This is a genomic window from Rhizobium sp. 2MFCol3.1, from assembly GCF_000377565.1.
Classification (GTDB): Bacteria; Pseudomonadota; Alphaproteobacteria; order Rhizobiales; family Rhizobiaceae; genus Rhizobium.
This window is the reverse complement of record NZ_KB898366.1, coordinates 121,380-144,512: the sequence shown is the minus strand read 5'-3', so window position 1 is coordinate 144,512 and position 23,133 is coordinate 121,380. Positions and strand designations below refer to the sequence as shown.

The 23,133-nt window shown below is 60.1% G+C and carries 18 protein-coding genes; 12 read left to right on the top strand and 6 right to left on the bottom strand.

Features of this window, described 5'->3' with window-relative positions; genetic code table 11:
• Positions 1-27: 27 nt before the first annotated feature.
• From D460_RS0123325 to D460_RS0123300, 6 genes are all read right to left on the bottom strand, one after another.
• Complete coding sequence (locus tag D460_RS0123325; RefSeq protein WP_018901016.1) at positions 28-2,229, bottom strand: EAL domain-containing protein; 2,202 nt, start codon at positions 2,227-2,229, stop codon at positions 28-30.
• Between the two features lie 856 nt (positions 2,230-3,085).
• Positions 3,086-3,871 (bottom strand): ABC transporter ATP-binding protein, encoded by a 786-nt coding sequence (locus D460_RS33680; RefSeq protein WP_018901015.1) that lies wholly within the window; start codon positions 3,869-3,871, stop codon positions 3,086-3,088.
• Position 3,872: 1 nt separating this feature from the next.
• Complete coding sequence (locus D460_RS0123315) at positions 3,873-4,721, bottom strand: ABC transporter ATP-binding protein (RefSeq protein ID WP_018901014.1); 849 nt, start codon at positions 4,719-4,721, stop codon at positions 3,873-3,875.
• On the bottom strand, positions 4,714-5,625 hold the full coding sequence (locus D460_RS0123310) for an ABC transporter permease (protein WP_018901013.1): 912 nt from the start codon (positions 5,623-5,625) through the stop codon (positions 4,714-4,716). The genes D460_RS0123315 and D460_RS0123310 overlap by 8 nt, the downstream gene beginning before the upstream one ends.
• Positions 5,626-5,629: 4 nt before the next feature.
• Positions 5,630-6,691 (bottom strand): ABC transporter permease, encoded by a 1,062-nt coding sequence (locus D460_RS0123305; RefSeq protein WP_018901012.1) that lies wholly within the window; start codon positions 6,689-6,691, stop codon positions 5,630-5,632.
• 24 nt (positions 6,692-6,715) lie between these two features.
• Positions 6,716-8,311, bottom strand: coding sequence for an ABC transporter substrate-binding protein (locus D460_RS0123300; RefSeq protein ID WP_026283443.1), 1,596 nt, complete (start codon positions 8,309-8,311; stop codon positions 6,716-6,718).
• Between the two features lie 128 nt (positions 8,312-8,439).
• Between D460_RS0123300 and D460_RS0123295 the strand changes: the two genes are divergently transcribed.
• The 12 genes from D460_RS0123295 to D460_RS34665 all read left to right on the top strand — a co-directional run bounded on the left by D460_RS0123295 (position 8,440) and on the right by D460_RS34665 (position 23,090).
• The gene (locus tag D460_RS0123295; protein ID WP_018901010.1) at positions 8,440-9,150 is read left to right on the top strand and encodes a GntR family transcriptional regulator; all 711 of its coding nucleotides are present in this window, start codon (positions 8,440-8,442) and stop codon (positions 9,148-9,150) included.
• Between the two features lie 13 nt (positions 9,151-9,163).
• The gene (locus tag D460_RS0123290) at positions 9,164-10,072 is read left to right on the top strand and encodes a dihydrodipicolinate synthase family protein (RefSeq protein WP_018901009.1); all 909 of its coding nucleotides are present in this window, start codon (positions 9,164-9,166) and stop codon (positions 10,070-10,072) included.
• Between the two features lie 10 nt (positions 10,073-10,082).
• A complete protein-coding gene (locus D460_RS0123285) occupies positions 10,083-11,222 on the top strand; it encodes a mandelate racemase/muconate lactonizing enzyme family protein (RefSeq protein ID WP_018901008.1) in 1,140 nt (379 codons plus the stop codon).
• Positions 11,223-11,572: 350 nt separating this feature from the next.
• Positions 11,573-12,712, top strand: a complete 1,140-nt coding sequence (locus D460_RS0123280) for an ABC transporter substrate-binding protein (protein ID WP_018901007.1) — start codon at positions 11,573-11,575, stop codon at positions 12,710-12,712.
• Positions 12,713-12,765: 53 nt separating this feature from the next.
• Positions 12,766-13,875 carry an iron ABC transporter permease gene (locus tag D460_RS0123275; RefSeq protein WP_018901006.1) on the top strand — a complete coding sequence of 370 codons (1,110 nt, stop codon included), beginning with the start codon at positions 12,766-12,768 and terminating at the stop codon, positions 13,873-13,875.
• Positions 13,872-14,729: an ABC transporter ATP-binding protein gene (locus tag D460_RS0123270; RefSeq protein WP_018901005.1), complete on the top strand. Its 858-nt coding sequence runs from the start codon at positions 13,872-13,874 to the stop codon at positions 14,727-14,729. The genes D460_RS0123275 and D460_RS0123270 overlap by 4 nt, the downstream gene beginning before the upstream one ends.
• A 23-nt stretch (positions 14,730-14,752) precedes the next feature.
• Complete coding sequence (locus D460_RS0123265; RefSeq protein ID WP_018901004.1) at positions 14,753-16,072, top strand: NtaA/DmoA family FMN-dependent monooxygenase; 1,320 nt, start codon at positions 14,753-14,755, stop codon at positions 16,070-16,072.
• Positions 16,073-16,086: 14 nt separating this feature from the next.
• Positions 16,087-17,136, top strand: a complete 1,050-nt coding sequence (locus tag D460_RS0123260; protein ID WP_018901003.1) for a 2-dehydropantoate 2-reductase N-terminal domain-containing protein — start codon at positions 16,087-16,089, stop codon at positions 17,134-17,136.
• Between the two features lie 446 nt (positions 17,137-17,582).
• On the top strand, positions 17,583-19,940 hold the full coding sequence (locus D460_RS0123255; protein ID WP_018901002.1) for an Orn/Lys/Arg decarboxylase N-terminal domain-containing protein: 2,358 nt from the start codon (positions 17,583-17,585) through the stop codon (positions 19,938-19,940).
• Between the two features lie 21 nt (positions 19,941-19,961).
• A complete protein-coding gene (locus tag D460_RS0123250; RefSeq protein WP_026283441.1) occupies positions 19,962-20,522 on the top strand; it encodes a GNAT family N-acetyltransferase in 561 nt (186 codons plus the stop codon).
• Between the two features lie 338 nt (positions 20,523-20,860).
• Entirely contained in the window at positions 20,861-22,564 is a 1,704-nt protein-coding gene (locus D460_RS0123245) for an EAL domain-containing protein (protein ID WP_018901000.1), read from the top strand.
• A 19-nt stretch (positions 22,565-22,583) separates the two neighbouring features.
• Positions 22,584-23,090: a hypothetical protein gene (locus D460_RS34665; RefSeq protein ID WP_155947841.1), complete on the top strand. Its 507-nt coding sequence runs from the start codon at positions 22,584-22,586 to the stop codon at positions 23,088-23,090.
• Positions 23,091-23,133: the final 43 nt, after the last annotated feature.

Here is a 23,133-nt window from a genome sequence, read left to right as displayed (position 1 = left end):
AGCCGCGGCCACGACCCGTTGCGGCTTTCATGCGGCCTCAACCTCGAGAACCCGTTGTTTCTTGTCGGAGTTCCACCGCTCGACAAATGCGGCTAGTTCCTTAGCCACCACGGGCTTGCTGAAATAGAACCCCTGCACTTGGTCGCATCCTTGTTGTCGCAGAAACGCAGCCTGCTCGGATGTCTCGACGCCCTCAGCCGTCGTGACCATTTTGAGGCTTTGTCCCAGGCTGATCACCGATTTGACGATCGCGCCCGATTTCTCAGTGTCGCTCAGGTCGCCGATGAAGGAACGATCGATCTTGATCTTGTCGAACGGAAACGAGTTGAGATATCCGAGCGACGAATAGCCGGTGCCGAAATCATCCATGGCAATCTTGACGCCAAGCGACTTCAGTCCATTCAGGATTTCGAGCGCCGCGGCAGCATCGTTGATCAAGATGCTTTCGGTAATCTCAAGTTCCAATCGGTCAGGGTCCAATCCCGTCCTTTGAAGAACCTGCCGCACCGTTTCGACGAGCTCACGATTGCGAAATTGAACCGGAGAGAGATTGACGGCAATACGCAAACGATCCCAGTCCAGCGCTTGGCTGCAGGCTGTTTCCAGCACCCATTCTCCAATTGCTACGATCAACCCGGTTTCCTCAGCCAGCGGAATGAAGTCGGCCGGCGAAACAAGTCCGCGCATCGGATGGCGCCATCGCACCAGCGCCTCTACCGCAGCAACAGTTTGGTTCTCCAAGTCAATGAGTGGCTGATAGTGAAGCTCAAGCTCGTTCTTCAGGACCGCCTGGCGCAGATCGTACTCGAGACCGCGCCGTTCCTGGAGCTCGGCATCCATTTGTGCTTCGAATATCCGGTAGGTGGCCCGTCCGCCCTGCTTGGCGCGGTAAAGCGCAATGTCTGCGTTTTTCAACAACCGCTCGGGCGCGCCGTCCGTCGTGTCCGCCAGTGCGATGCCAACGCTGACGCCTATGTGAAGCGTGTGCCCTTCGACAATGAAGGGCGTCCGAATGCTATCTATCAGCTTTCTGCTGAGCTCTTCGGCATCGTGCGGCTGGCTGGAACCGATCTGGATAACAGCGAACTCGTCGCCTCCCAAACGCGCGACCGTATCGTTGTAGGAGATACACGACCTGAGACGTTCCGACACTTGCTGCAGAAGCTGGTCACCTGCCGCATGGCCCAGGCTGTCGTTGACCTCCTTGAAATTATCGAGATCTAGGCAAATCACCGCAATCTGGGACGTCTGAGCTAATGGTGAGAGTGCTGTATCCAGCCGCTCTCTAAACAAGACCCGGTTGGGGAGGCTCGTCAGGGCATCATAGTGCGCGAGGTGGCTTACGCGAGTGGCAGACTCCTCCAAGGCGGTCGTTGATCTGCGCGCGTTGCGCACAACCAGCACCGAGAATGCCGCGAGCACCAGCAGTGCCATACCTAGAGGCGGCACGATGAAGCTAAGCAGCTGGTTGCCCGGCTTGGGCGGCGACCACGAAATGGTGCCGAGGTACATCCGGTTTTGCGTCATGAGCGGGATGGAGGCTTCCTTGCCATGCTGCTCATCGAACGAGATGGTAAGATCACTTAGCAAGTAATCATGTCCCATTCTGTCGAGAAATTTCTGATCCAGTCGTTTGGCGAAGACCAGCATCGTGAGATCGCGCGGATTGATCGTCGAACGATCAATCGACGGCGGAAGAATTCCATTGGCGGCAACGACATAGACGTCGCTGCCTGACTTGATGAGGCTTGTGGTCGGATCCGGCTGAATTGCCGCCACGTGAAGAAGATCACGCAGACCACGAGGCATCAGCTCAATTGCGTCCGCTTTCGTGGGCACGCCATCGATCAGACTGTAAATCGTCTTGTCCCCGGGCGCGACGACAAAGACCATTTCGTAGCCGAGTTCGCTGTAGAGGGTGCCGCCAATATTCCCGTCGGTGACAGCCCATCCGAGGTCTATGCCATCATGAAGGTTTTCATGGACGTCTGGCCGTATCGTATAGTCGCGAAGGTTCCGACCCACTTCACGGGCCTTCACCTGCAAGGCCGTCGTAGCGAGCCGCATCGAGCCGTCGATCTCCAGTCGATTTTGCTGGCGAGCGGAGAGGATCAGGAAACCGATCACCACGATGATCATGAGGATCATTATCCCAGCCATGGGATAGACGATGCGCTGTGTGAACTGCCGCCCTGAGAAACGGCTCATATCAGAATTGAGACTGCGCATGCCATCCTCCGCTAGGGTTGCGAAGGACGCTACGGTTCCAATAACAAATGAGTGGTTAAATCTAATTGTTCCGTTTCGATACAGTTAATAGAAACGCTAAAATCAGTGGCTAAAAATGGTAACTGATGTGCCCGAGCCTGTCGCACGTTTAACCGGCAACAAAACGCTCTGGATCTCGCGCTCGTTTTCTATCGACGATCGTCCAACTCGTCATGCACCGCGGTCAGCACGGTGACAACGCGGCTGATCGACCGCAGGGGAACGGCAAAGCCATGCCCGCAGGTCGAAACCCGCCATGAACGTCATGTTCATGGCGGGCAATTGCTGGACCGGCGTTTATGTCAACGCCACGATAACAAGGACCGATCCAGCACCAATCACGCTACAGGGTCGCAAGCAGAGACTGGTTACCCCTTTAGGGCAGGCCCCGCTTCTGTTCCGTTGATGTTCGTGTCCTGTCTGTCACACCCCTTAAAACTATGGGGGTTCTGTGGACTAAATCCCAAAGTGAGCTGAGGCCAGATCGAATTGGACCCAGCCTTCGCAAACCGTCGGCGACGGCCGCAGGGAGCCTGTGCAAGCACGGCGGGATCTCCCGTTCCCGGCGTGTCGAAAACAAACGTCAAGGTCGTCCAACAAGACAAACTCTTTGCATGGTGGCAACACGCGTTTTGATCTCGGAGCAGGGTGAGCGGGTGCTGCTCGAGATCATGTCCGCTATCGCATTCGCCTCGATGACGATCTGTCGCAACAGCCCAGTCGTGGCCGGCTTGAAGCCACAGAAATACAGCTCGTCGCGAGCACGATAGCGTCACAGTCGAACGACTGAGCGCACTCAAACTGGAGCACCGGCTCTTTATAGACGAGACGCGGTCGTTGTTCGCTTGGACCGAGGAATATACCCCCTGCTGCCATCGAGCAGGGTTTTCGTATAGGGGTGCTCGACATCGTCTCCCAGCAGTTGCTCACGCGTTGCGATCTCGACGAACACGCCGTCCTGCATGACAGCCACGCGGTTGCAGAGATGCGCGATGACAGCCATGTCGTGGCTGACGAGGATGTAGGTCAGCTTCGAGCGTTCACGCAGATCCTTCAGGAGATTGAGAATTTCCGCCTGGATCGAGACGTCGAGCGCCGATGTCGGTTCGTCGAGCAGGAGGATCTTTGGCTCGAGGATGAGCGCGCGGGCGATTGCCACGCGCTGCCGCTGGCCGCCGGAGAGCTGGTGCGGGAAGCGATGCCGGAAGCCGGGTGGCAGGCCGACGTCGCGCAGCACCTGATCGACACGCTCCTGCTTGCGATCCAGCCCATGGATCTCGAGCGGCTCCAGCAGCGTGCGCCCGATCGTGTGGCGCGGATGCAGGGAGCCGAAAGGATCCTGAAACACCATCTGCTGCTTGGCGAGTTGCGCGCGCGACCGTTTCGGGCCGACCACGTCGCCGTCGATCGAAACAGCACCGCTCCACTCCTTGATACGTCCAGCAAGCGCGCCAAGCACCGTCGACTTGCCGCATCCGCTTTCGCCGACCAGACCGAATGTTTCGCCTGGCGCGACCTCGAAGGCGACGCTTTTGACGACCTGCTTGAAATCATTGCCGCTGCCGAAGGACACGGCGAGATCGTTTACCGATATGATGGACATGTCACGCCTCCGCCCAGCTTGCCTGACGCTTCAGCACTTCCAGCCGATCCCTGGGATGATCGAGACTTGGCAGCGCCTCAAGCAGGCCGCGTGTATAGGGATGGGTTGCTTCGTCGAGCCTGGAAGCTTCGATTGTTTCCACGATCCGGCCCGCATACATGATGATGACGCGGTCGCAGAAGCTCTTCACGAGGTTGAGGTCGTGAGAGATGAAGATCAGGCCGATATTGCGTTCGGTAATCAGGTCGTCGAGGATCGACAGCACCTGCTGGCGCACGGTCACATCGAGTGCGGATGTCGGCTCGTCGGCGATGATCAGCGATGGCGAGGAGATCAGCATCATCGAAATCATGATGCGCTGGCCCATGCCGCCTGAGACTTCGTGCGGGTAGAGATTGAAGACGCGCTGCGGGTCGCGGATGTTCACTCGCTCCAGCATGGCGAGCGTACGCTCGCGCGCCGCCTTCTTGCCGAGGCGCTCATGCAGGATGACGGTTTCGGCGATCTGCTCGCCGACGGTCATGACGGGATTGAGCGAATATTTCGGGTCCTGCAGGATCATCGAAATCCGGCTACCGCGGATCGCGCGCATGTCGGCCTCGCTGGCGGCCAGGAGATCGACGTCCTCGAAGCGCAACTCATCGGCAACGACGCGGGCCGTGCCCGGCTGCAGCCGCATGATCGCGCGCCCGGTCGTGCTTTTACCCGAGCCGGATTCGCCGATGATGCCCACTTTCTCGCGGCCGACATCGAAGCTTACATTCTTGACGGCGTTGACCACGCCGGACAGCGTCGGAAACTGCACCGACATGTTCTTGACCGAGAGGATCGGTTTTGACTGTTCAGGCATTGCGGGGATCCATGATGTCGCGCAGTCCGTCGCCGAGCAGATTGAAGGCGAGACTGACCAGGAGAATGGCGATGCCGGGAACCGTCGTCAGCCACCAGGCATCGAGAAGATACTGCCGACCAGAGGCTGCCATGGCCCCCCATTCCGGCATCGGCGGCTGCGCGCCAAGCCCGAGGAAGCCAAGACCGGCGGCCGTCAGGATGACGCTCGACATGTTGAGCGTCAGGCGGATGATGATCGACGGCGCGCAGAGCGACACGATATGGCGAAACAGAATGCGTCCCATGCCAGCGCCCTGCAGCTCGGCTGCGACGACGAAATCGGCGGCACGGAACGTCAGCGTTTCGGCGCGCGCCAAGCGCGCGATCGGCGGCCAGACGGTGAGCGCGATGGCGATGACGGCATTCTCGATCCCTGGACCAAGGGCCGCGGAAAAGGCGAGCGCCAGAACGAGACTTGGGAAGGACAGGAAGATATCGGTGATGCGCATCAGGACCACATCGACCCAGCCGCCGAGATAGCCGGCGGTCGCGCCGATCGCAAAGCCGATGGGCGCCACGATGACCGTTACCAGAATGCTGATATAGAGCGTCGTGCGCGCGCCGTAGACGAGGCGCGAATAGACGTCGCGGCCGAATTCATCGGTGCCGAACCAGTTGGCCGACGATGGTGGCTTAAGCGCCATGGTCAGATCCTGGACGATCGGATCATGGTTGGCGAGCAGCGGCGCGAAGGTCGCGATCAGAACGAGCAGCAGCACGACGACGAAGCCGGCGAATGCCAGTGGATTGGCAATCAGGTTCAGCCACAGGACATAGGCCTTGTGGAGCCGCGCCTGACGCGTCGAGGAGAACTCCTCGTTGATCAGCCAATTGTGCAGATCGTTGAAATAACGTGTCGCCATGATGTCACCGGGTACGCGGATCGAGGAACCGATAGGTCAGGTCCGACAGGAGGTTGATGGCAATCGAGATGATGCCGATGAGGAGGACGCTGCCGAGCACCGCGTTCATGTCTGCGAAGAACAGCGCCGAGGTCAGATACTGGCCAAGGCCGGGCCATGCGAAAACCGTCTCGATAAGAACGGTGCCGTCGAGCAGGCCGCAATAGGCGAGTGCCACGATCGTCAGCAGCTGCACGCGAATGTTGCGAAACGCGTGGCGCCAGACGATCGCCCGCTGACCGAGGCCCTTGGCCTTGGCGGTCAGCACATATTCCTGACGCAGCTGCTCGAGCATGAAGCTGCGGCTCATGCGGCTGAGATAGGCCATCGCAGCATAGCCGAGGATCAGCGCGGGAGCCGCAACATGCAGCAGGGCATCCCGGAAGACCTCCCATTCGCCGGCGAGGATTGCATCGACGAGGATGGAGTTGGTCGGCCCTTCGACCAGCCCTTCATTATAGACATCGAGGCGGCCGCTGCCGGGTATGAGACCAAACTTCGCGTAGAATACGAGGATGACGATCGTGCCCAGCCAGAAGATCGGCGTCGAATGGCCGAGCAGACCGACGACACGCGCGAGGTGATCGACCCAGGTGCCTTTGCGCACAGCGGAGATGATGCCGAGCGGGATGCCGAAGCCGGCGCCGATGATCGTTGCCAGCGTGGCGAGCTCGAGCGTTGCCGGAAAGACGCGGGCAAGATCGCTGGCGACGGGGTTTTTCGTCACGTGTGACTGGCCGAAATCCAGATGCGCGACATTGCCGAGATAGGTGGCGAATTGCACATAGAGCGGCTTATCCAGCCCCATTTCCTTGTAGACGCGCTCGTAGGTCTCGTGATCGGCCTGGTCGCCGATGACGGCGATAACCGGATCGGCGGGAACCATGCGGCCGACGACGAAGGTGATCACGAGCAGGCCGAGCAGCGTTGTCAGGATGACGGCAAACGATGCCGTCACCTTACGCAGCGCGCCGAGCGCAGCCCGTGCGCCTGCCGGCGCGTTTCCAGATGTCTGTGAGATACTCACGTCATTCTCCTCGACAGGAAAGGCTTATTCGCCCTTCGAGACGGTGTCCCACCGGGTGAGCCAGGTCGAATGGCCGACATAGCCCTTGACTTCCTTCCGCACCGCCTTCGCGTCCGTGCGCTGGAAGGAGGTGATCAGGGCCGGTGAAGCATCCAGATAGGCCTTGTTGATCTTGGCGTAGAGATCGGCGCGCTTCTGCTGGTCGGTCTCGTGCGCGGCCGCCATCACCATGTCCTGGATGTCCTTCGGAACCTCCCAGGCGGAGCGCCAGGCGATCAGGCCAGAGAGTTTCGCATCGTCGGCATTGTTCGGGTTCGTGGCATAGGATGCCAGAACCGCATGCGGATCGGGCAGGCGTTCGCCGGTGCGCGCCGAGAAGATCTCGAATTCGCGGTTGCGGAACTTGCCGATATGATCGCCACCCTGGAGATCGAGCTTGATGCCGGCCTTGGCGGCGTTCGCCTGCAGCGACTGCGCGACTTCGTACTCCGGCGTCACGGGCGTCGCGTAATAGACCTTGGAGAAGCCATCGGGATATCCGGCTTCCGCCAGCAGCTGCTTGGCCTTTTCGATATCGAGCTTGTAGGGGTTCTCGGTGCTGGCGCCCGGCAGGCCGCCGGGAATGATCGTCTGCTGCTTGATGCCGTAATATTTCATGACGGTGTTGGCGAGACCGTCATAGTCGATGAGATAGCGGAATGCCTCGCGGACCTTCGGCTTGGAGAGGACTTCGTCTTTCTGGTTGAGCGCCAGATAATAGAAGCCGAAGCCCGGCGTCTTCTGAATATCGGCCTTGCCGCCGGCCTCGATCGCCGCCAGATCGGTGGAGGAAAGACGCGTCGCGACATCGACGTCGCCTGCTTCCAGCTGCAGGCGCTGGCCTGAGGATTCCGGCATATGGCGAAGGATGACCCGGCGCATCTTCGGCGCGCCCTGCCAGTATTCCTTGAAGGCCTCGGCGATCAGAAGATCGTTGACGCGCCAGGTGCGCAGCGAATAGGGCCCGGATCCGGCATCGTTGGTCTGCAGAAATTCGCGGCCCATGTCGCCGTTCTTCTCGTTCTTGGCGAGAAGCTGGCTATCCAGGATCGAGGTCGAGAAGCTGGCGAGCGAGAAGAGGATCAGGTTCGGGTTCCAGACCTCGGGCGTCTGCAGCACGACGGTTGAATCATCCGTCGCCTTGATCAGCTCATCAACATTCTTGTCGGTGATGCCCCACTGGCGAAGATCGACGGAGGGCGCCAGCCCGAGCTTCACCAGGCGACGAAGCGACCACTCGACATCCTTGGCGGTCAGCGCATTGCCGGAATGGAATGTGACGCCGGAGCGAATCTTGAAGGTGAAGGTTTTGCCGTCGTCGGATACCGTCCAGCTTTCGGCGATGCCCGGCTGCGGCTTTGTGATGTCATCGGCGGCGAGCACGATCAGGCGCTCATAGAGGTTGGCGACGATTTCCGCCGATTCCAGCTGGTTGAGCTCATTCGGGTCGAGACCGCGCATGGAGGACATGTTGGTGGCGATCACCAGCTGGTCCTTCGGCGTTGCCGCCTGCACTGCGAGCGGCATGGCAAGCGTCGACGCCACCATAGCCGATGCCATCAGAAAACTGCGTCTTTTCATCGTCCTATCTCCTCCCTGGTGCGCCGGACCTCGCCCCGAGCGCGAATTTTCATATCGACATCGATCTGAAATCTGGTATATCAGATCTCACAAAACGATTTTGTCGTCAACGGGGGAATTTTCGGGACATGCAAAAAGAGGCATCGACGCAGCCTGGCGCAGACCGCATCGAGAAGATCGACCCGCGTTTTCTGACGACATTGCGCGACCATGTGCACAAGACGCTGCGCACCGCGATCCTATCCGGCCGCTTTGCGCCAGATGAGCGCGTCAATGAGCGCCAGCTCGCCGAGCAGCTTGGCGTCAGCACGACACCCATCAAGGAAGCCCTGCGTCAGCTTGAAACCGAAGGTCTCGTCGAAACACTGCCACGTCGCGGCGTGCTGATCCGCTTCAACGCGAACTGGGCCGAAGAGATGATCCTGGCGCGCGCCGCGCTGGAATCGATGATCGCCCACCTTGCCGCCAAGCGCATCGAGAAGACCGAAGCGGCCAAGCTGGACGACATCGTCGCACTGATGCGCAAGGCGACCGAGGACGGCGTGGCCGACGACCTGATCTCGCTCAACGAGACGTTTCACGAGCAGATCCACATCGCCTCGCGATGCCAGTATCTCTCGCGCATGATCGAACGGCAGCAGTTCTACGACGGCAGCATCCGCCGCGTCATCCATTCCGATCCGCTCGAGCGCGGCAAGGCGCTGGCCGAACATGCCGCGATCGCCGCCGCCATCATCTCCAGCGACAGCGACAAGGCCGAACGCGTGATGCGCGACCACGTCGTCCGTTCCGGCGAAACCTACCTCAACATCGTGTTCAAGAAGAAGGAGGACATCTGACGTGACCGAGGCAATGGAAAAGATCCGCAAGGCCCTGACGGGCATATCGGGCGTGCCCGTGACCCCCTATAAAGCGGATGGCAGCGTCGATATCGCCAAGCTCTCGGCCCTGATCACCCGCCTCGCCCATGCGCGGGTCCACAACCTGATGGCCGCCGGCAACACCGGTGAGTTCTTCACCCTAACCATGGACGAAGTGCGCGCGGTCCACGCCGCGACGATCAAGGCCGCCGGCGGCAAATCGCTGGTCAGCGCTGCGGTCGGTCGGTCGCTGACCGAAGCCAAGGCACTAGCCCGTGACGCCATCGCCGAAGGCGCCGATGCAATCATGGGCCATCACCCGATGGACCCCTTCGCCGGGCCAAGCTACCAAGCCCGCTACTTCCTTGAGCTTGCCGACGCCAGCACCGTCCCCGTCATCGCCTATGTGCGCAGCGACACCTTCTCCGTAGCCGATTTCCGCAAGCTTGCGCTGCACCCGAATATCGCCGGCATCAAGTTTGCCTCCAGCAATCTCATGCTGCTCGCAGAAGTGATCCGCGCGACCAAGGATGCGCCGGCGATCTGGGTCTGCGGCCTTGCCGAGGGTTGGGCGCCGGCCTTTTACGCGATGGGCGCCCGTGGCTTCACCTCCGGCCTCGTCAATGTCTTCCCGGAACGCTCGCACGCCATCCACCAGGCGCTGGAAACTGGTGACTACGCGGCCGCTCGCGCGCTCATCGACGATATCGCCGGCTTCGAGGCGCTGCGCACCAAATACCTCAACGGCGCAAATGTCACCGTCGTGAAGGAAGCGCTGGGCATGCTTGGAACCGAGGTCGGCCCCGTGCGCGTTCCCGGCGTCGAGAGCCTGACCGAAGCCGAGCGCGCGGACCTGCGCGCCATCGTCGACAATGTCGCCGAAAAGAGCCGCGCGGCCTGAGGAAGATCCCATGCATATCACCGGCATCAAGACCTACATGCAGCGCGTGGACGATCGCCCTCGCCTGCTTCTGAAAATCGAGACCAGCGAGGGCATCTCCGGCTGGGGCGAATGCTACAACCACGGCCCGGACTGGGCGCTGCCGCCGCTTCTCGACTACCTCTTTCACCAGATCGAGGGCGAGGATCCGCGTCGCGTGGAATTCCTCGTGCTCAAGCTGAACCAGCAATGCCGCTTCCCGCCAGGCGCGCTGGGGCTTGCAGCGATCTCGGCGATCGACCACGCGCTCTGGGATATCGCCGGCAAGGCCGCCGGTCTGCCCGTCTACATGCTGCTCGGCGGCAATGTGCGCGATCGCGTCAAGGTCTATTGTGGCGTCTATACCGCGCCGGACCCGGAAGCCGCGCGCGATCAGTCGCTGGAGCTGAACGAAAAATACGGCTACACCGCCTTCAAGCTCAGCCCCTATCGCCGCGATCTTCATACCGGCCGCTGGGGCGAACTCGTCAAGGAGACGGGCGACTGGTTCGGCAAAATCCGCGAGATCACGCCATCGCATTTCGATTACGCCTTCGACGCCCATGCGAAGATCTTCGAACCCTATCAGGCCGTGCAGCTTGCAGCCGCCATCGCGCCAAACGATCCGCTGTTCTACGAGGAGCCGATCCGGCCGGAACACATCCCGGCATGGACGGAGCTGAAGTCGAAGGTGACCGTTCCGCTCGCAACCGGTGAATCGCTCTATTCGCGCTTCGAGTTCCTGGCGCTGCTATCAGCTCGTGGCGCCGACATCATCCAGCCTGACATCTGCGTGGTCGGCGGTGTCAGCGAAATCCGGCGAATCGCTGCCATTGCCGAGGCGCATTATGTGACGGTGGCGCCGCACAACCCAATGGGTCCGCTGGCAACCGCTGTCAACATCCACTTCTGCGCGGCCCAGCCGAACTTCAAGGTGCTGGAATTCAAGCCGCACGTCCATGCGCCCTGGGCAGCCGACCCCTATATGCCCGTTGATGGGCATATGGAGCTACGTCCGGATCGCCCTGGCTGGGGTCTGGAGATCGACGAGAAAGCACTGCAGACGGAGGACTACATCCACTGGGAGCGGAAGATCACCCGCAAGCCCGATGGATCGACGGCCTATCCCTGATATGCTCTAGTTGGCTGCGGCGAGGGAGTGCGCCGCGGCCAGCGTTCGATCCAGAGATGGGGATTTATCGCTCTTGAGAGAAATCGGACCGAACGCTCCAGAAAGTCGATCGATCGATTGGTAAGCGCAAGTTCAGGGCAATGTGACTGCAGCGGAAAAGTTCTAAGCATAGATCTCGGCACACAGCGGCAGCGCGCACATCGGATGCCAAATAATATTCTACTAAATCTATAGACAATAAAAAATCGACCTTTCTCAGAAGCTGATGGTTTCCCTAAGCTCACAGTCAAGCGGTCGGCGATGGGATTTCGTCCGATCCGCCTTCACCATCCGGCTGTAAGGGGACACCAATGCGCAAATCGACAATCCTATCCGACCTTTCCGTAAATCGTCGCGGGGCGCTTGCGCTGTCAGGCGCCTTGGCTCTCAGCTCGCTGCTGTCTGTCCAAGGATTTTCGCCGGTGGCCCTTGCCGAGACCGATGACCGAAAGACGGTGACGATCACCGACGAACTTGGCCGTGAGGTCAGCGTCAAGACGCCGATCAGGGCCGTCTACACCGACCTCTGGTACCAGGCGGAGATCGTTCGGGCGATCGGCGCCGGCGACACGATCGTCTCGATCGACCAGAGCACCAATCCCGCCAAGAACCCGGCGAACAAGGACTATTTCGCCAAATTCGCCAGCCTTCCGGATGCCGGCAATTACAATGGCCCCAACTGGGAGACGATTGCCGCCTCCGGCGCGGAAGTGTTTTTCACTCGCCGCAACGCGCCATGGCAGGATGCGATCGAGAAGCTGAAACCCTTCGGCATCGAGGTTGTCGTTGTCAGCACCTGGGACCCGAAGGTTCTGCGCGCGCAGCTGCCCAACCTCGGCAAAATCTTCGGCCAAGAAAAGGGCGCGGCGGATCTCGCAGCGCTCTATGACGATATCGATGCGGTGCTTGCCCAGCATCTGAAGGGTGTCGAGCCGAAGAAAGTCTATTTCGAAAACAATGCGGATTTCGCGACCTCGCTTCCCGGCTCCGGCTTCCACGACACGATCGTGCTTGGCGGCGGCAAGAACATCTTCGGCGACATCACCATTGCCAATACTGGCAGCGCATCGGTCCACACCTACACGGTCGATCCGGTCGAGATCATCAACCGCAACCCGGATGTGATCATCCACAACGGCGTCGACGGCTTGGCGGCCGGCTATGCGCCGTGGGACCAGACGCAGTTCGCGGCGCAGGCGCAGCGCATCATCGATCGCCCCGGCTGGAGCGCGATCAAGGCGGTTCAGGACAAGAACGTCATCGTCTTCAGCAACTTCTTCTTCTCCGCCCTCGGCAAGCAGCTCGGCGCGCTCGCCGTCGCCAAATGGCTTTATCCCGATCGCCTCGCGGATGTCGATGTCGATGCCTATTTCGCCCGCTGGCTGAAGGCTCAGGGTGTCGAGGCCCGCTCGGTCGCCGACTACGCCTACAGGCTCGACGGCAAGGTCTGAGATACCGCGACGCGCCTCGGCGCTATGACACCCCATTCAGTTTCGAGGAAAAGATGAGTTCAGTCCAAACGGAATCCCATTCGCCGCCTTTGCCGCATTCCCTGCCGACCAATACCCGCAAACCGCGTGACCGCTATACCGGCCAGAAGCTTGCAATCGGCCTCGGGATCGCCGCCGTCGTCATCACCGCTCTTGTCGGCATCCAGATCGGAACTTCCGGGGCGACGCTGGTCAATGTCCTGCAGACCTTCTGGGCCAAGATCACGGGCACGGTACCTACGGATCGCACCACGCTTCTGATGCATAACGTCGTCTGGGAACTGCGCCTGCCGCGCGTGCTTCTCGCCATTCTCGGCGGGGCGGCGCTCGCCGTCGCGGGCACGCTGTTTCAGGGCCTGTTGCGCAATCCGCTGGTCAGCCCCTACACACTGGGCATCGCGCCTGCAGCAGCCTTCGGCGCTTCGCTGGCGATCGTCGTCTTCGGCGCGACGGCCGGAAGTGCGGCGGTGTCGCTTGTTATCGGCGCGCTTCTGTTTTCCTTTATCAACACAGCGCTGGTGCTCTCGCTCGCATCGTCGCGCAATCTCCATGCAACGACGCTCATCCTCGTCGGCATCGCGCTGTCGCAGCTCTTCGGCGCGCTGACGGCCTGCATCCAGTATTTTGCCGAGGACGAGGTGCTTGCGGCAATCGTGCGCTGGACATGGGGTTCGGTCAACAATTCGGCCTGGTATCAGGTGCTCGCGCTCTTCGCGCTGCTTGCCCTCGCCTTCCCCTATATCCGCTTCCGCTCAAGCGCCCTTAATGCGATCGCTTTCGCCGGCGACGATTCGGCCAAGAGCCTCGGCGTCGCCGTCTCGACGGTACGGCTGCAGACGATCGCGATCGCGGCGACGCTTACGGCGGTGACCATCGCGTTTACCGGCATCATCGGCTTCGTCGGCCTCGTCGCGCCGCATATCGCGCGACTGGTCGTCGGTCCCAACCACCGCTTCCTCATTGCGTTCTCGGCCATCATCGGCGCCCTGCTCCTCGTCGTAGCCGATGCCGTCGGCAGGCTCGTCATCTCTCCTGGCGTCATTCCCGTTGGGATCATCGATGCCTTGGTTGGCGCGCCGATCTTCCTCTACCTCATCCTCTCTCGACAAAAGGCAATCGAATGACCCTCCAGATTTCCTCACTCGAAGTCGGCTATGGCAAAAGACAGGTCGTCAAGGGCGCGAACCTGACGATCGGAAAAGGCGAGCTTGTTGGCCTTCTCGGCTCGAACGGCTCGGGCAAGTCGACGTTGATCAAGACCATCGCCGGGATCAACACGCCGACATCAGGCTCAATCACCTGGAACGGCGATGCTGACCTCACAAAGCTCGCACGCCGCGATCTCGCCCGCATCGTCGCCTATGTGCCGCAATCGATCGGACTGTCCTTCGGGCTCGACATCCGCGAAGCCGTGCTCCTAGGGCGCACGCCCTACTTCGGCACCCGCCCGCGGGACGAGGACTGGGCGCATGTCGATGCCGCCATGCAGCGCATGGGCCTTGAGGATCTCGGCGAGCGGGCAGTGACGGAGCTCTCCGGCGGCCAGGGACAACGTGTGCTGATTGCCCGCGCCCTTGCCCAGGATCCGGAAATCCTGCTTCTGGACGAACCGACCAGCGCTCTCGATATACGCTATCAGTGGCAGACGCTGGCTGTTGCCCGTGACGTCACCCGCAAGAACAACGTGGCGGCCGTGATCGCCATTCACGATCTCAACCAGGCCGCTCGCTTCACCGACCGTGTGGTCTTCCTGCAGGACGGGGTGGTGATTGCCGAAGGGCGACCAGCGGATGTGTATTCGCCCGAACTGATCAAGCGCGTCTACGGCGTGGAGGTGGAACTGTCGTTGCACAAGGGCTTCGTGCAGGTCCACCCGTTGTCGGAGCGCGACCAGTCTGCTCCCGGTCTGCACTCCACGCCACCGGAGCCCACTCACGAAGTGCGCACCGTTGAACAGCGCGGCTACGCGACTGCCTGACACTTTTCCTAGGGATAATCGACATGACGAACAAATGGGCGGGTCGCAGCAGTGAACGCGGCACAGGACTGGTGCTCGGCCTGCTTCTGGGCGGAACCGGACAGACGAAGAAGAAGGGCCGCGACGGCCCGACCGACAACCTCCTCGATATAGACGCCTATGTCGAGCAGGCGCAGCACGCCGAACGCGGCAAGATCCACACGGTCTTCCTTGCCGACGCGCTGGTGACCAGCGACACCGCACCGAAGCCGGGGCTGGAACCGGTGACGCTGCTCAGCGCGCTTGCCGCAAAGACGTCGCGCATCGGCCTGATCGGCTCGATTTCGACCTCCTTCACCGAGCCCTACAATCTCGCTCGGCAGGTTCTGTCGCTTGATCACATCTCCAAGGGCCGCGCCGGCTGGAACCTCGTCACCTCCTCGGCCGGGGAGAAGAATTTCGGCAAGCCGCTTCCTGCGCATGACGATCGCTATGCGATCGCCGAGGAGTTTGCGGGCGTGGTTCAGGCACTATGGGAAAGCTGGGAGCCAGACGCCGTGAGCTATGACGACAGCGGCCGCCAGGTCATCGATGCGGGCAAGGTACACCGCATCGACTGGAACAGCCGCCACTTCTCCGTCCAGGGACCGCTCAACGTTTCACGCAGCCCGCAGGACAAGCCCATTCTTGCCCAGGCCGGCTCGTCCAGCGAAGGAAGGCAGCTCGGCGCGCGTGTTGCCGACGTCATCTTCACCACGGGGCTTACCGAGGCCGAGCCGTCGATCGATCTCTATCGAGACTTCAAGCAACGCGCGACCGCCTATGGGCGATCACCGGATGCGATCAAGATCCTGCCGGGGGTGGCGCCGGTCATCGGCTCTACCGACGAAGAGGCCAAGCGCTTCTGGCAAAAGGTGATCGACGACATCGATTTCGAGGAGGGGCGCAAGTCGCTCGCCGGCCAGTTCGGCGGCATCGATTTCGAAGGCATCGACCTCGACGCGGAGATCCCGCTCAAAGACCTGCCGCAAACGGCCAATGTCCAGGGACGCCGGTCGCGCTTCGGTGTCTTCCGCGAGCTTATCGAGAGCGGCAAGGTCCGCACGGTGCGCGATCTCATCATCTATCACTCCAGCGGTGCCGGCCACTGGTTCCCGATCGGCTCGGTGGAGAACATCGCCGACCAGTTGCAGGACCGCTATGAAAGGGGTGCAAGCGATGGCTTCAACTTCCTGGCCTTCACCCTGAAATACGAGCTCGGTCTCTCCGCCGTCACCGATCACCTGATCCCGGAACTGCAGAGGCGCGGCATATTCCATCACGACTATCAGCATGAAACCCTCAGGCAGAACCTGGGCGTCTGATCAAGGACTACGACATGACACGCTATGTAATCATCGGAGCCGGCGCGGTCGGTGCAAGCCTTGCAGCGCAGTTCGAACTGTCCGGCATTCCCTACGCCCTGGTTGGTCGCGGCGCGCAGATCAGCCACATCAGTCAACACGGATTGAGCTACCGGCGGCCGACGGGGACGCAGCAGCTGAAACTCAACGCTTTCGATCTCTCGAATCCGCCCGAACTGACGCCCGGCGATATCCTGCTCCTGACCGTCAAGTCGCAGGATGCGGCGGGCGCGCTTGCCTTCTGGTCATGGCGCAGCGTTTCAGGCACCACCGATCCGGCGGCCGCCATCGTTCCAATCGTCACCTTCCAGAACGGTCTGGCAACCGAGGCGCTGGCGCTTCGAACCTTCGCCCATGTCTATGGCGCCAGCATCATGACGCCGGCCCGGTTTACCGAAACCGGCAATGTCGTGTGCGGTGGCGACCCTGAAGTTGGCGTCGTGACGACTGGCCGCTTTCCCAGGGGGCGTGACGAGACGAGCAACCGCATTGCGGCGGACCTCAGCCGGGCCGGTTACCTCGCTGAAACGACGGGCGAGATAACCGGATGGAAATCGGCCAAGCTGCTTCACAATGCCCGCAACGTGCTAGAACTGTTTCACGGCCCTGCGGATCTCAGGAGCGAGATTGGAGAAGCTCTGGTGGAAGAAGCGCGGCTTGCACTTCAGGCAGCCGGCTACACGCTTGCCGCGCCCTCCGAGCGCAACATTGATATTTCAAACTGGCGGGTGGCTGAGAACAGCGGCATCCATCCCGGCCAGCAATCGACCTGGCAAAGCTTCACCCGTGGCGCATCGAGCGAGGTCGACTTCCTCAACGGCGAGATCGTCCTGCTCGGCCGCCTGCACGGCATAGCGACACCCTATAACGAAGCCGTCCAGCGTATCGCCGGACGGCTTGCACAAAACGGCGAGTTCTCCAACCCGCTTCCTCTCGAAGACTTGCTGGCAGATGTCGGCATGCGCCACCAGCGAGGCTTTAATGAATTGCCACAGCCCGAACAAAACCTTAGGGCAGTGAGTTAGCGACTTCATGGAGGCGTCAGCGAATGGTGCCTCTGCGCAGCCGCGCCGAGGCCGACAGCCAGCCAAGCCAAGGAACCGGCCAGTTGCGACGCCACCTCGCTCTAGGCATCAAAAAGCGAGAACGCCGCCAGGACAAGCGGCGACCCAGCCGAACTCTTGGCAATGGCGGTAAAAGAAGCCCTCGCAGGAGAACGAGGGCTCGAATTTTATCCGTCCAAAGGGGGTGACGGTAAACGCACGCTTCTTTTGTGCATGCGATTATATTCGAAACTGCTTAATAAAATGAAAGTTCCAAAGACGCCGACGATCGCAGCGGGAGCGAGGGGGCGGCAGAGGCGGTTTTGAAACAGTTCTTTTCCGCCCTCATTGGTGGACTTCTCGCCATCGTCACAGCACCGTCATAAAATCAGGCGACATCTTGCGTTCGATTAATCTTGGATGCTGGCATGGATTATTTCAGACGCTTTAACTTCCTGTTCGCGACACCTTCTTTCGACAGCGAGAATCTGGAGGGCGTTCGTTACAATCAGATCATCCAAGAGATCGAGCGTTCCGGCTTTGAAGTGGTGCGTGCCCGCAATCTCGACGACGCCGAGATCGTCGTTCAGACCGACGCCGCTATCGGCTGCATGATGGTCGACTGGGGCAAAAAGGGTCTCGAGGGCAAAACCTCTCACCTCATAAACCTGATGCGGCGCCGCGGACTGGATTTTCCCATCATCCTGCTCATTCGTGGAAAGCGCTTCGAGGACGTGCCTGTCGAAGTGCTCGACTTCATCGACGGTTATGTTTTCCTGTCAGAGGAAACACCGGCCTTCATCGCCAAAAACCTCATCAGCCGTCTGAAGCAATACGCCGAGACGCTGAAAACGCCATTCTTTGGTGCTCTTGTCGACTATGCCGAAGAAGGCAACCATCTCTGGACCTGTCCCGGCCACAATGGCGGCGTGTTCTACAGCCGCAGCCCGATCGGCCGAGTGTTCATGGAGCACCTCGGCGAAGCTGTTTTCCGCGACGACCTCGACAATTCCGTGCTCGACCTCGGTGACCTCCTGACCCACGAAGGTCCGGCGCTGGCGGCGCAGAAGGAGGCGGCGAAAATCTTCGGTGCAGAGAAGACCTATTTCGTGCTGAACGGAACATCCACGTCAAACAAGGTTGCGCTTTCCGCCCTCGTCACAGATGGCGACCTCGTCCTGTTCGACCGTAACAACCATAAAGCCGCTCATCATGGCGCGCTGATGATATCGGGTGGCATTCCCATCTACCTGCCGACCAAACGCAATGCGCACGGTCTCATTGGCCCGATCGACTATGCGGCATTGGACGAGACGGCGCTGCGAGAGCGCATCCGCGCCAATCCCCTCGTCAAGGATCCTGACGCCTGGCAGAAGCCGCGGCCGTTCCGGGTCGCCGTCGTCGAGCAATGCACCTATGACGGCACGATCCACAATGCAGAGATGATCCTCAAATCCATCGGTCACCTTTGCGACTATATCCTGTTCGACGAGGCCTGGGCCGGCTTCATGAAGTTCCACCCGCTTTATGCTGGTCGTTTCGCCATGGGGCTTGCCGATCTCGGCTCGGACTCGCCCGGCATCATTGCGACGCAGTCAACCCACAAACAGCTTGCTAGCTTTTCCCAGGCGTCGCAGATCCACATGAAGGATCGCCATATTGAAGGGCAAAAACGGCGCGTGGAGCATCGGCGTTTCAACGAAAGCTTCATGCAGCACGCCTCGACGTCGCCCTTCTACCCGCTGTTCGCCTCGCTCGATGTCGGCGCGCAGATGATGAAGGGCCGTTCCGGCGAAGTCCTTTGGGACGATACGATCCGCCTTGGGATCGAACTCAGAAAGAAAATGCGCGCCGTGCGCCGGGAATTCGAGGACAAGGAGCCACGTGCGGAACGTCGATGGTTTTTCGAGCCATTCGTTCCTGATCGCGTTTCGATCCCGGATGTTGCAAGCCCCGGCGCCTCGCACGATGTGCCATGGGAGAGCATTGCCACCGACCAGCTGGCGACTAACCCGGCTTTCTGGCACCTCACTCCCGGTGCATCCTGGCATGGTTTCAGTGGCATGGAGCAGGGGTTTGCCATGACGGACCCCAACAAGCTGACGGTGCTGACACCAGGCTTCGACCGCAAGACGGGTCTCTATCCCGAGCACGGCATTCCTGCCCCGATCGTGGCGCAATATCTTCGTGAGAACCGTATCGTTGCCGAGAAAAACGACCTCAACTCCTTGCTCTTCCTGCTGACACCCGGCGTCGAGGCAAGCAAGGCGGGCACCCTGATCAGCGGGCTCGTCGCCTTCAAGAAGCTACATGACGACAATGCGTTGCTCGAAGAGGTGATCCCGGAATTCTACCGCCGGCGCCCGGGCCGCTATGCCGGGGTGCGCCTGCGCGATCTTTGCGGCGATCTCCACCGCTTCTTCCGCGATGCCAATGTCAGCGCGCTCCAGACAAAGCAGTTTTCCGCCGCTCACCTCCCGCCAATGGCCATGTCGCCGCACGACGCGGCACGCAGCCTCATGCGCAATGACGTCGAATACCTGCCGATCGACGAGATCGCCGGGCGCATTGCGACCACCCCGTTCGTGGTCTATCCGCCGGGGATCGCAACGATCGTGCCAGGCGAGCGCCTAACGGACGCGGCAAAGCCGATGATCGACTATCTCAAGATGTTCGAATCCTGCTTCAACACCTTCCCGGGGTTTGATGTCGAAATCCAAGGTGTCTACCGCGAGACCGATTCATCGGGCCGAGTGCGGCTCTACACCTATGTGGTCGCGGAATAATTGCGCACGCCAGGATCGATAATGGAACAGGACAACGGATTGACCATTCGCCCTTCAAGGGACGCGGATGTGGAACCTATGCTGGCGATTTATCGCCGGCATATTCGCCGAGGGGTCGAAGAGGGCGTGGACGACAGCGATACGCCGGAGCCGGATGACCTGCGCGAGCGGCGCAAGAATCTGAAGAGCAGGCGCTTTCCGCATATCGTTGCGACCATCAACGGGACGGTGGTCGGTTATGCATATGTAGTGCTCTTCCGCAAACGCCCTGCCTACCGCTATACCGTCAAGCATTCGATCTATGTGCATCACGACCATATCGGCAAGGGGGTCGGAAGCCAGCTGCTGCGCGGTCTGATCGACGCCTGTGCTGCGGCAGGATTCCGACAGATCATCGGTTACATCGACGCCGACAACGCGGCGTCGCTTGCCTTGCACGAAAGGTTCAATTTCGTGCGCGTCGGCCTGTTGCCAGCCGTCGCATATCGCTACGGCCGCTGGGCCGACAGTGTCATGGTGCAGCGTTCGCTGGGAACGGGTTCGACCACATCCCCTCCACCGCCGCCTCTATCCACCCGCTGAAGGTTTGCGAGCGGCTTGTTCCAAGGTGGCTGAACCGCATTTCAAGATATGCAGCCAGGCTTGGTTTGCGAGTGAGGTTCTTGTGGCCACCGGTGCGGCTTCACCAGCACGACCTTTGACTGAATACTAACCATTCGCGCACGATGGTGCTTGGCGATTTAACGGGCCACCTGCCGAACGCTGCTTGGGCCCTACATCCTGACGTGCAGGTTGTCACATCTGAGAATCGCCTTCCGTTATTTTCTATATGTTAAAAGACCTGCAGCTAATGTATGCACTCAGAAAGTGCTTTGTCGTCTTGATTCTATTTTATGGAAAGTGACAGGGGCCGCCGACCAATGAGAGAACCCCAATCCAATTGGCCGGCTTCTGCGTCGGACACGGACCGCACGGGGAGCACTAGCAGGGTCGATTATTTTGATCGGCACCTGAATCTCGTTGAAGCTTCCACAATCTTCGCCAAAACAACCAGCGTCATGCCTGTTGTGGGCCTTGAGGACCTACATCCTCACCTGGATAAAGCCGAAGTCGTCAAATACCTTCAGGAAGAGAGAACAGCGCCTCTCCGGCTTGTCTGCGATCTCGGTAATGGGCGAATGATAGAGCAGATAATTTTCCCGATTGGTGATCTCATTGGAGTGATTGAAGGCGACCGAGCGTCAGATAGTGAAGAACGCACAAAACTGCTGCACCAGGCAACGCACGATCCACTCACAGGATTACCAAACCGGCGTCAATTTTCATCCGACCTTTCCCAGGCTCTACAGGCCATAAGCGGTCGCACCGACGCCGTTAGCCTGATGCAATTGGATCTGGACGACTTCAAGCCTGTCAACGATACGCTTGGGCACCCAGCAGGCGACAAGCTACTACAACTCGCCGCCGGCAGGATTACAAGCTGTCTTAGCGACGACGATCGAGCTTACAGGCTGGCCGGAGACGAATTTGCGGTGATCTCTTTGGGGCAAGGCCGCTCGGGGCGAAGTCGTGAGCTTGGCGAACGGCTTGTTCGAGCCTTCAAGGCACCATTCACGCTGGACGGGATTGCCGTTTTTGTTGGAATCAGCGTCGGGATTGCGGTGGCTCCGAGCGATGGCAACGACCCCGAGAAGTTGATGAAAGCGTCCGACGTCGCCCTGTATGCAGCGAAGACCGACGGCCGAGGGCGGGCAAGCGCATTTGAAGCGAATATGCTTCACGTTATCGAGCATCGTGAGATGCTCCGACGTAGTTTGCGAATGGCTCTGCAAAGGCAGGAGTTTTCGATCGACTATCAGCCGATCGTTGGTGACAAAGGGGTCGCGGGGTTCGAAGCGCTGCTTAGGTGGGACCATCCCCTGTTGGGCACCATCCCGCCTTCTGTTTTTATACCCATGGCCGAGAGCGACGGTCTGATGCCTGAGATCGGCTCGTGGGTGCTGGACCAGGCATGCCGTGAGGCGCTGGAGTGGCCTGAGGAATTCACTCTCGCTGTGAACGTGTCTCCTGCCGAGTTTCTCACCGACGGATTGACCGATCGCATATCGCAGACGCTTGACGAGATAGGTTTGGCCGCCGATCGGCTCGAGGTGGAAATTACCGAGGGTGTTCTGCTTGAGCGTACCGTCGACAATCTCGACACGCTCAACACGCTCAGCGTTCTGGGAATCCGTATTTCGCTAGACGACTTCGGGACGATGTACTCGTCCCTCAGCTACCTCAAGAACTTCCCGTTCGATACGATCAAAATCGACAAGTACTTCGTCTCGGATCTTGAGAACAATGAAAAGAGCCAGGCGATCGTCCGATCTGTCATCGTGCTCGCGCATGCCCTGGAAATGGCCGTCACAGCAGAGGGCGTTGAAACGCCTGCGCAGGCGCAGTGGTTAAACGATCTCGGATGCGATCGCATCCAGGGATACGTCATCAGCCCACCGCTGAAGGTCAACGCGATGAAGAGCTTTCTGACGACGTTGAAGCAGGGCCCGGGGGGAGGCACGCCAGTCTCCAACGACAAAGCCAGCCAGGATTGGTTGGGAACGGATATCGAAAGCCGGACCTAATGTAGTGTGGGAGCCATCGATGTCAGTAGCCGCTGACGCAAAGTCTGAAAGACGGTACGGGCCAATGGCAACGTTGGAGCTCGATGCCGCGCTTCTCAAATCGCAATGGGAACTGTGTGATAGAGTCTCCGAATATCTGTCGCGCATCGTTGGTCAGATCCATGGCGACCCCGCTAGGTATTCCAATTTCTTGGCCGTGACGGTCAACGAACTTGTCGAATTGGCCTTTAAGGCCTCCACCGAGGTTGGCCAAGTGAAGTTCGAGCTCGACAAGGAGCCTGGGTGCGTACGCGTGAAACTTAGCTTTGATTGCCCAGAGGACACTCAAGCGGCCATCTGTAAGGAAATTGGCGGGACAATTAACGGGGAAGTTGTCGCCCGAAGAACTAGCGGCTGGATCGCCAAGGACGTCGATCGTCTCGCTAGGTTTGCGGACGCTTGCCAGGTCGAATTAACGGCGGCTGAAGTGTCTCCCAACAGGATCGCCCTCACGGCCGCATTCCTCTGGCAAGAGGAGCTTGCGTGAATCTCAACATACCCCAGTTCGCAGCAGCTTTTGATCCGACAAA

Coding starts and splice junctions, on each gene's coding strand:
- D460_RS0123250 (WP_026283441.1), top strand. CDS start 19,962: ATGGAACAGGACAACGGATTGACCATTCGCCCTTCAAGGGACGCGGAT.
- D460_RS33680 (WP_018901015.1), bottom strand. CDS start 3,871: ATGTCCATCATATCGGTAAACGATCTCGCCGTGTCCTTCGGCAGCGGC.
- D460_RS0123245 (WP_018901000.1), top strand. CDS start 20,861: ATGAGAGAACCCCAATCCAATTGGCCGGCTTCTGCGTCGGACACGGAC.
- D460_RS0123265 (WP_018901004.1), top strand. CDS start 14,753: ATGACGAACAAATGGGCGGGTCGCAGCAGTGAACGCGGCACAGGACTG.
- D460_RS0123290 (WP_018901009.1), top strand. CDS start 9,164: ATGGAAAAGATCCGCAAGGCCCTGACGGGCATATCGGGCGTGCCCGTG.
- D460_RS0123260 (WP_018901003.1), top strand. CDS start 16,087: ATGACACGCTATGTAATCATCGGAGCCGGCGCGGTCGGTGCAAGCCTT.
- D460_RS0123310 (WP_018901013.1), bottom strand. CDS start 5,625: ATGGCGACACGTTATTTCAACGATCTGCACAATTGGCTGATCAACGAG.
- D460_RS0123300 (WP_026283443.1), bottom strand. CDS start 8,311: ATGAAAAGACGCAGTTTTCTGATGGCATCGGCTATGGTGGCGTCGACG.
- D460_RS0123295 (WP_018901010.1), top strand. CDS start 8,440: ATGCAAAAAGAGGCATCGACGCAGCCTGGCGCAGACCGCATCGAGAAG.
- D460_RS0123285 (WP_018901008.1), top strand. CDS start 10,083: ATGCATATCACCGGCATCAAGACCTACATGCAGCGCGTGGACGATCGC.
- D460_RS0123275 (WP_018901006.1), top strand. CDS start 12,766: ATGAGTTCAGTCCAAACGGAATCCCATTCGCCGCCTTTGCCGCATTCC.
- D460_RS0123270 (WP_018901005.1), top strand. CDS start 13,872: ATGACCCTCCAGATTTCCTCACTCGAAGTCGGCTATGGCAAAAGACAG.
- D460_RS34665 (WP_155947841.1), top strand. CDS start 22,584: ATGTCAGTAGCCGCTGACGCAAAGTCTGAAAGACGGTACGGGCCAATG.
- D460_RS0123315 (WP_018901014.1), bottom strand. CDS start 4,721: ATGCCTGAACAGTCAAAACCGATCCTCTCGGTCAAGAACATGTCGGTG.
- D460_RS0123255 (WP_018901002.1), top strand. CDS start 17,583: ATGGATTATTTCAGACGCTTTAACTTCCTGTTCGCGACACCTTCTTTC.
- D460_RS0123325 (WP_018901016.1), bottom strand. CDS start 2,229: ATGCGCAGTCTCAATTCTGATATGAGCCGTTTCTCAGGGCGGCAGTTC.
- D460_RS0123280 (WP_018901007.1), top strand. CDS start 11,573: ATGCGCAAATCGACAATCCTATCCGACCTTTCCGTAAATCGTCGCGGG.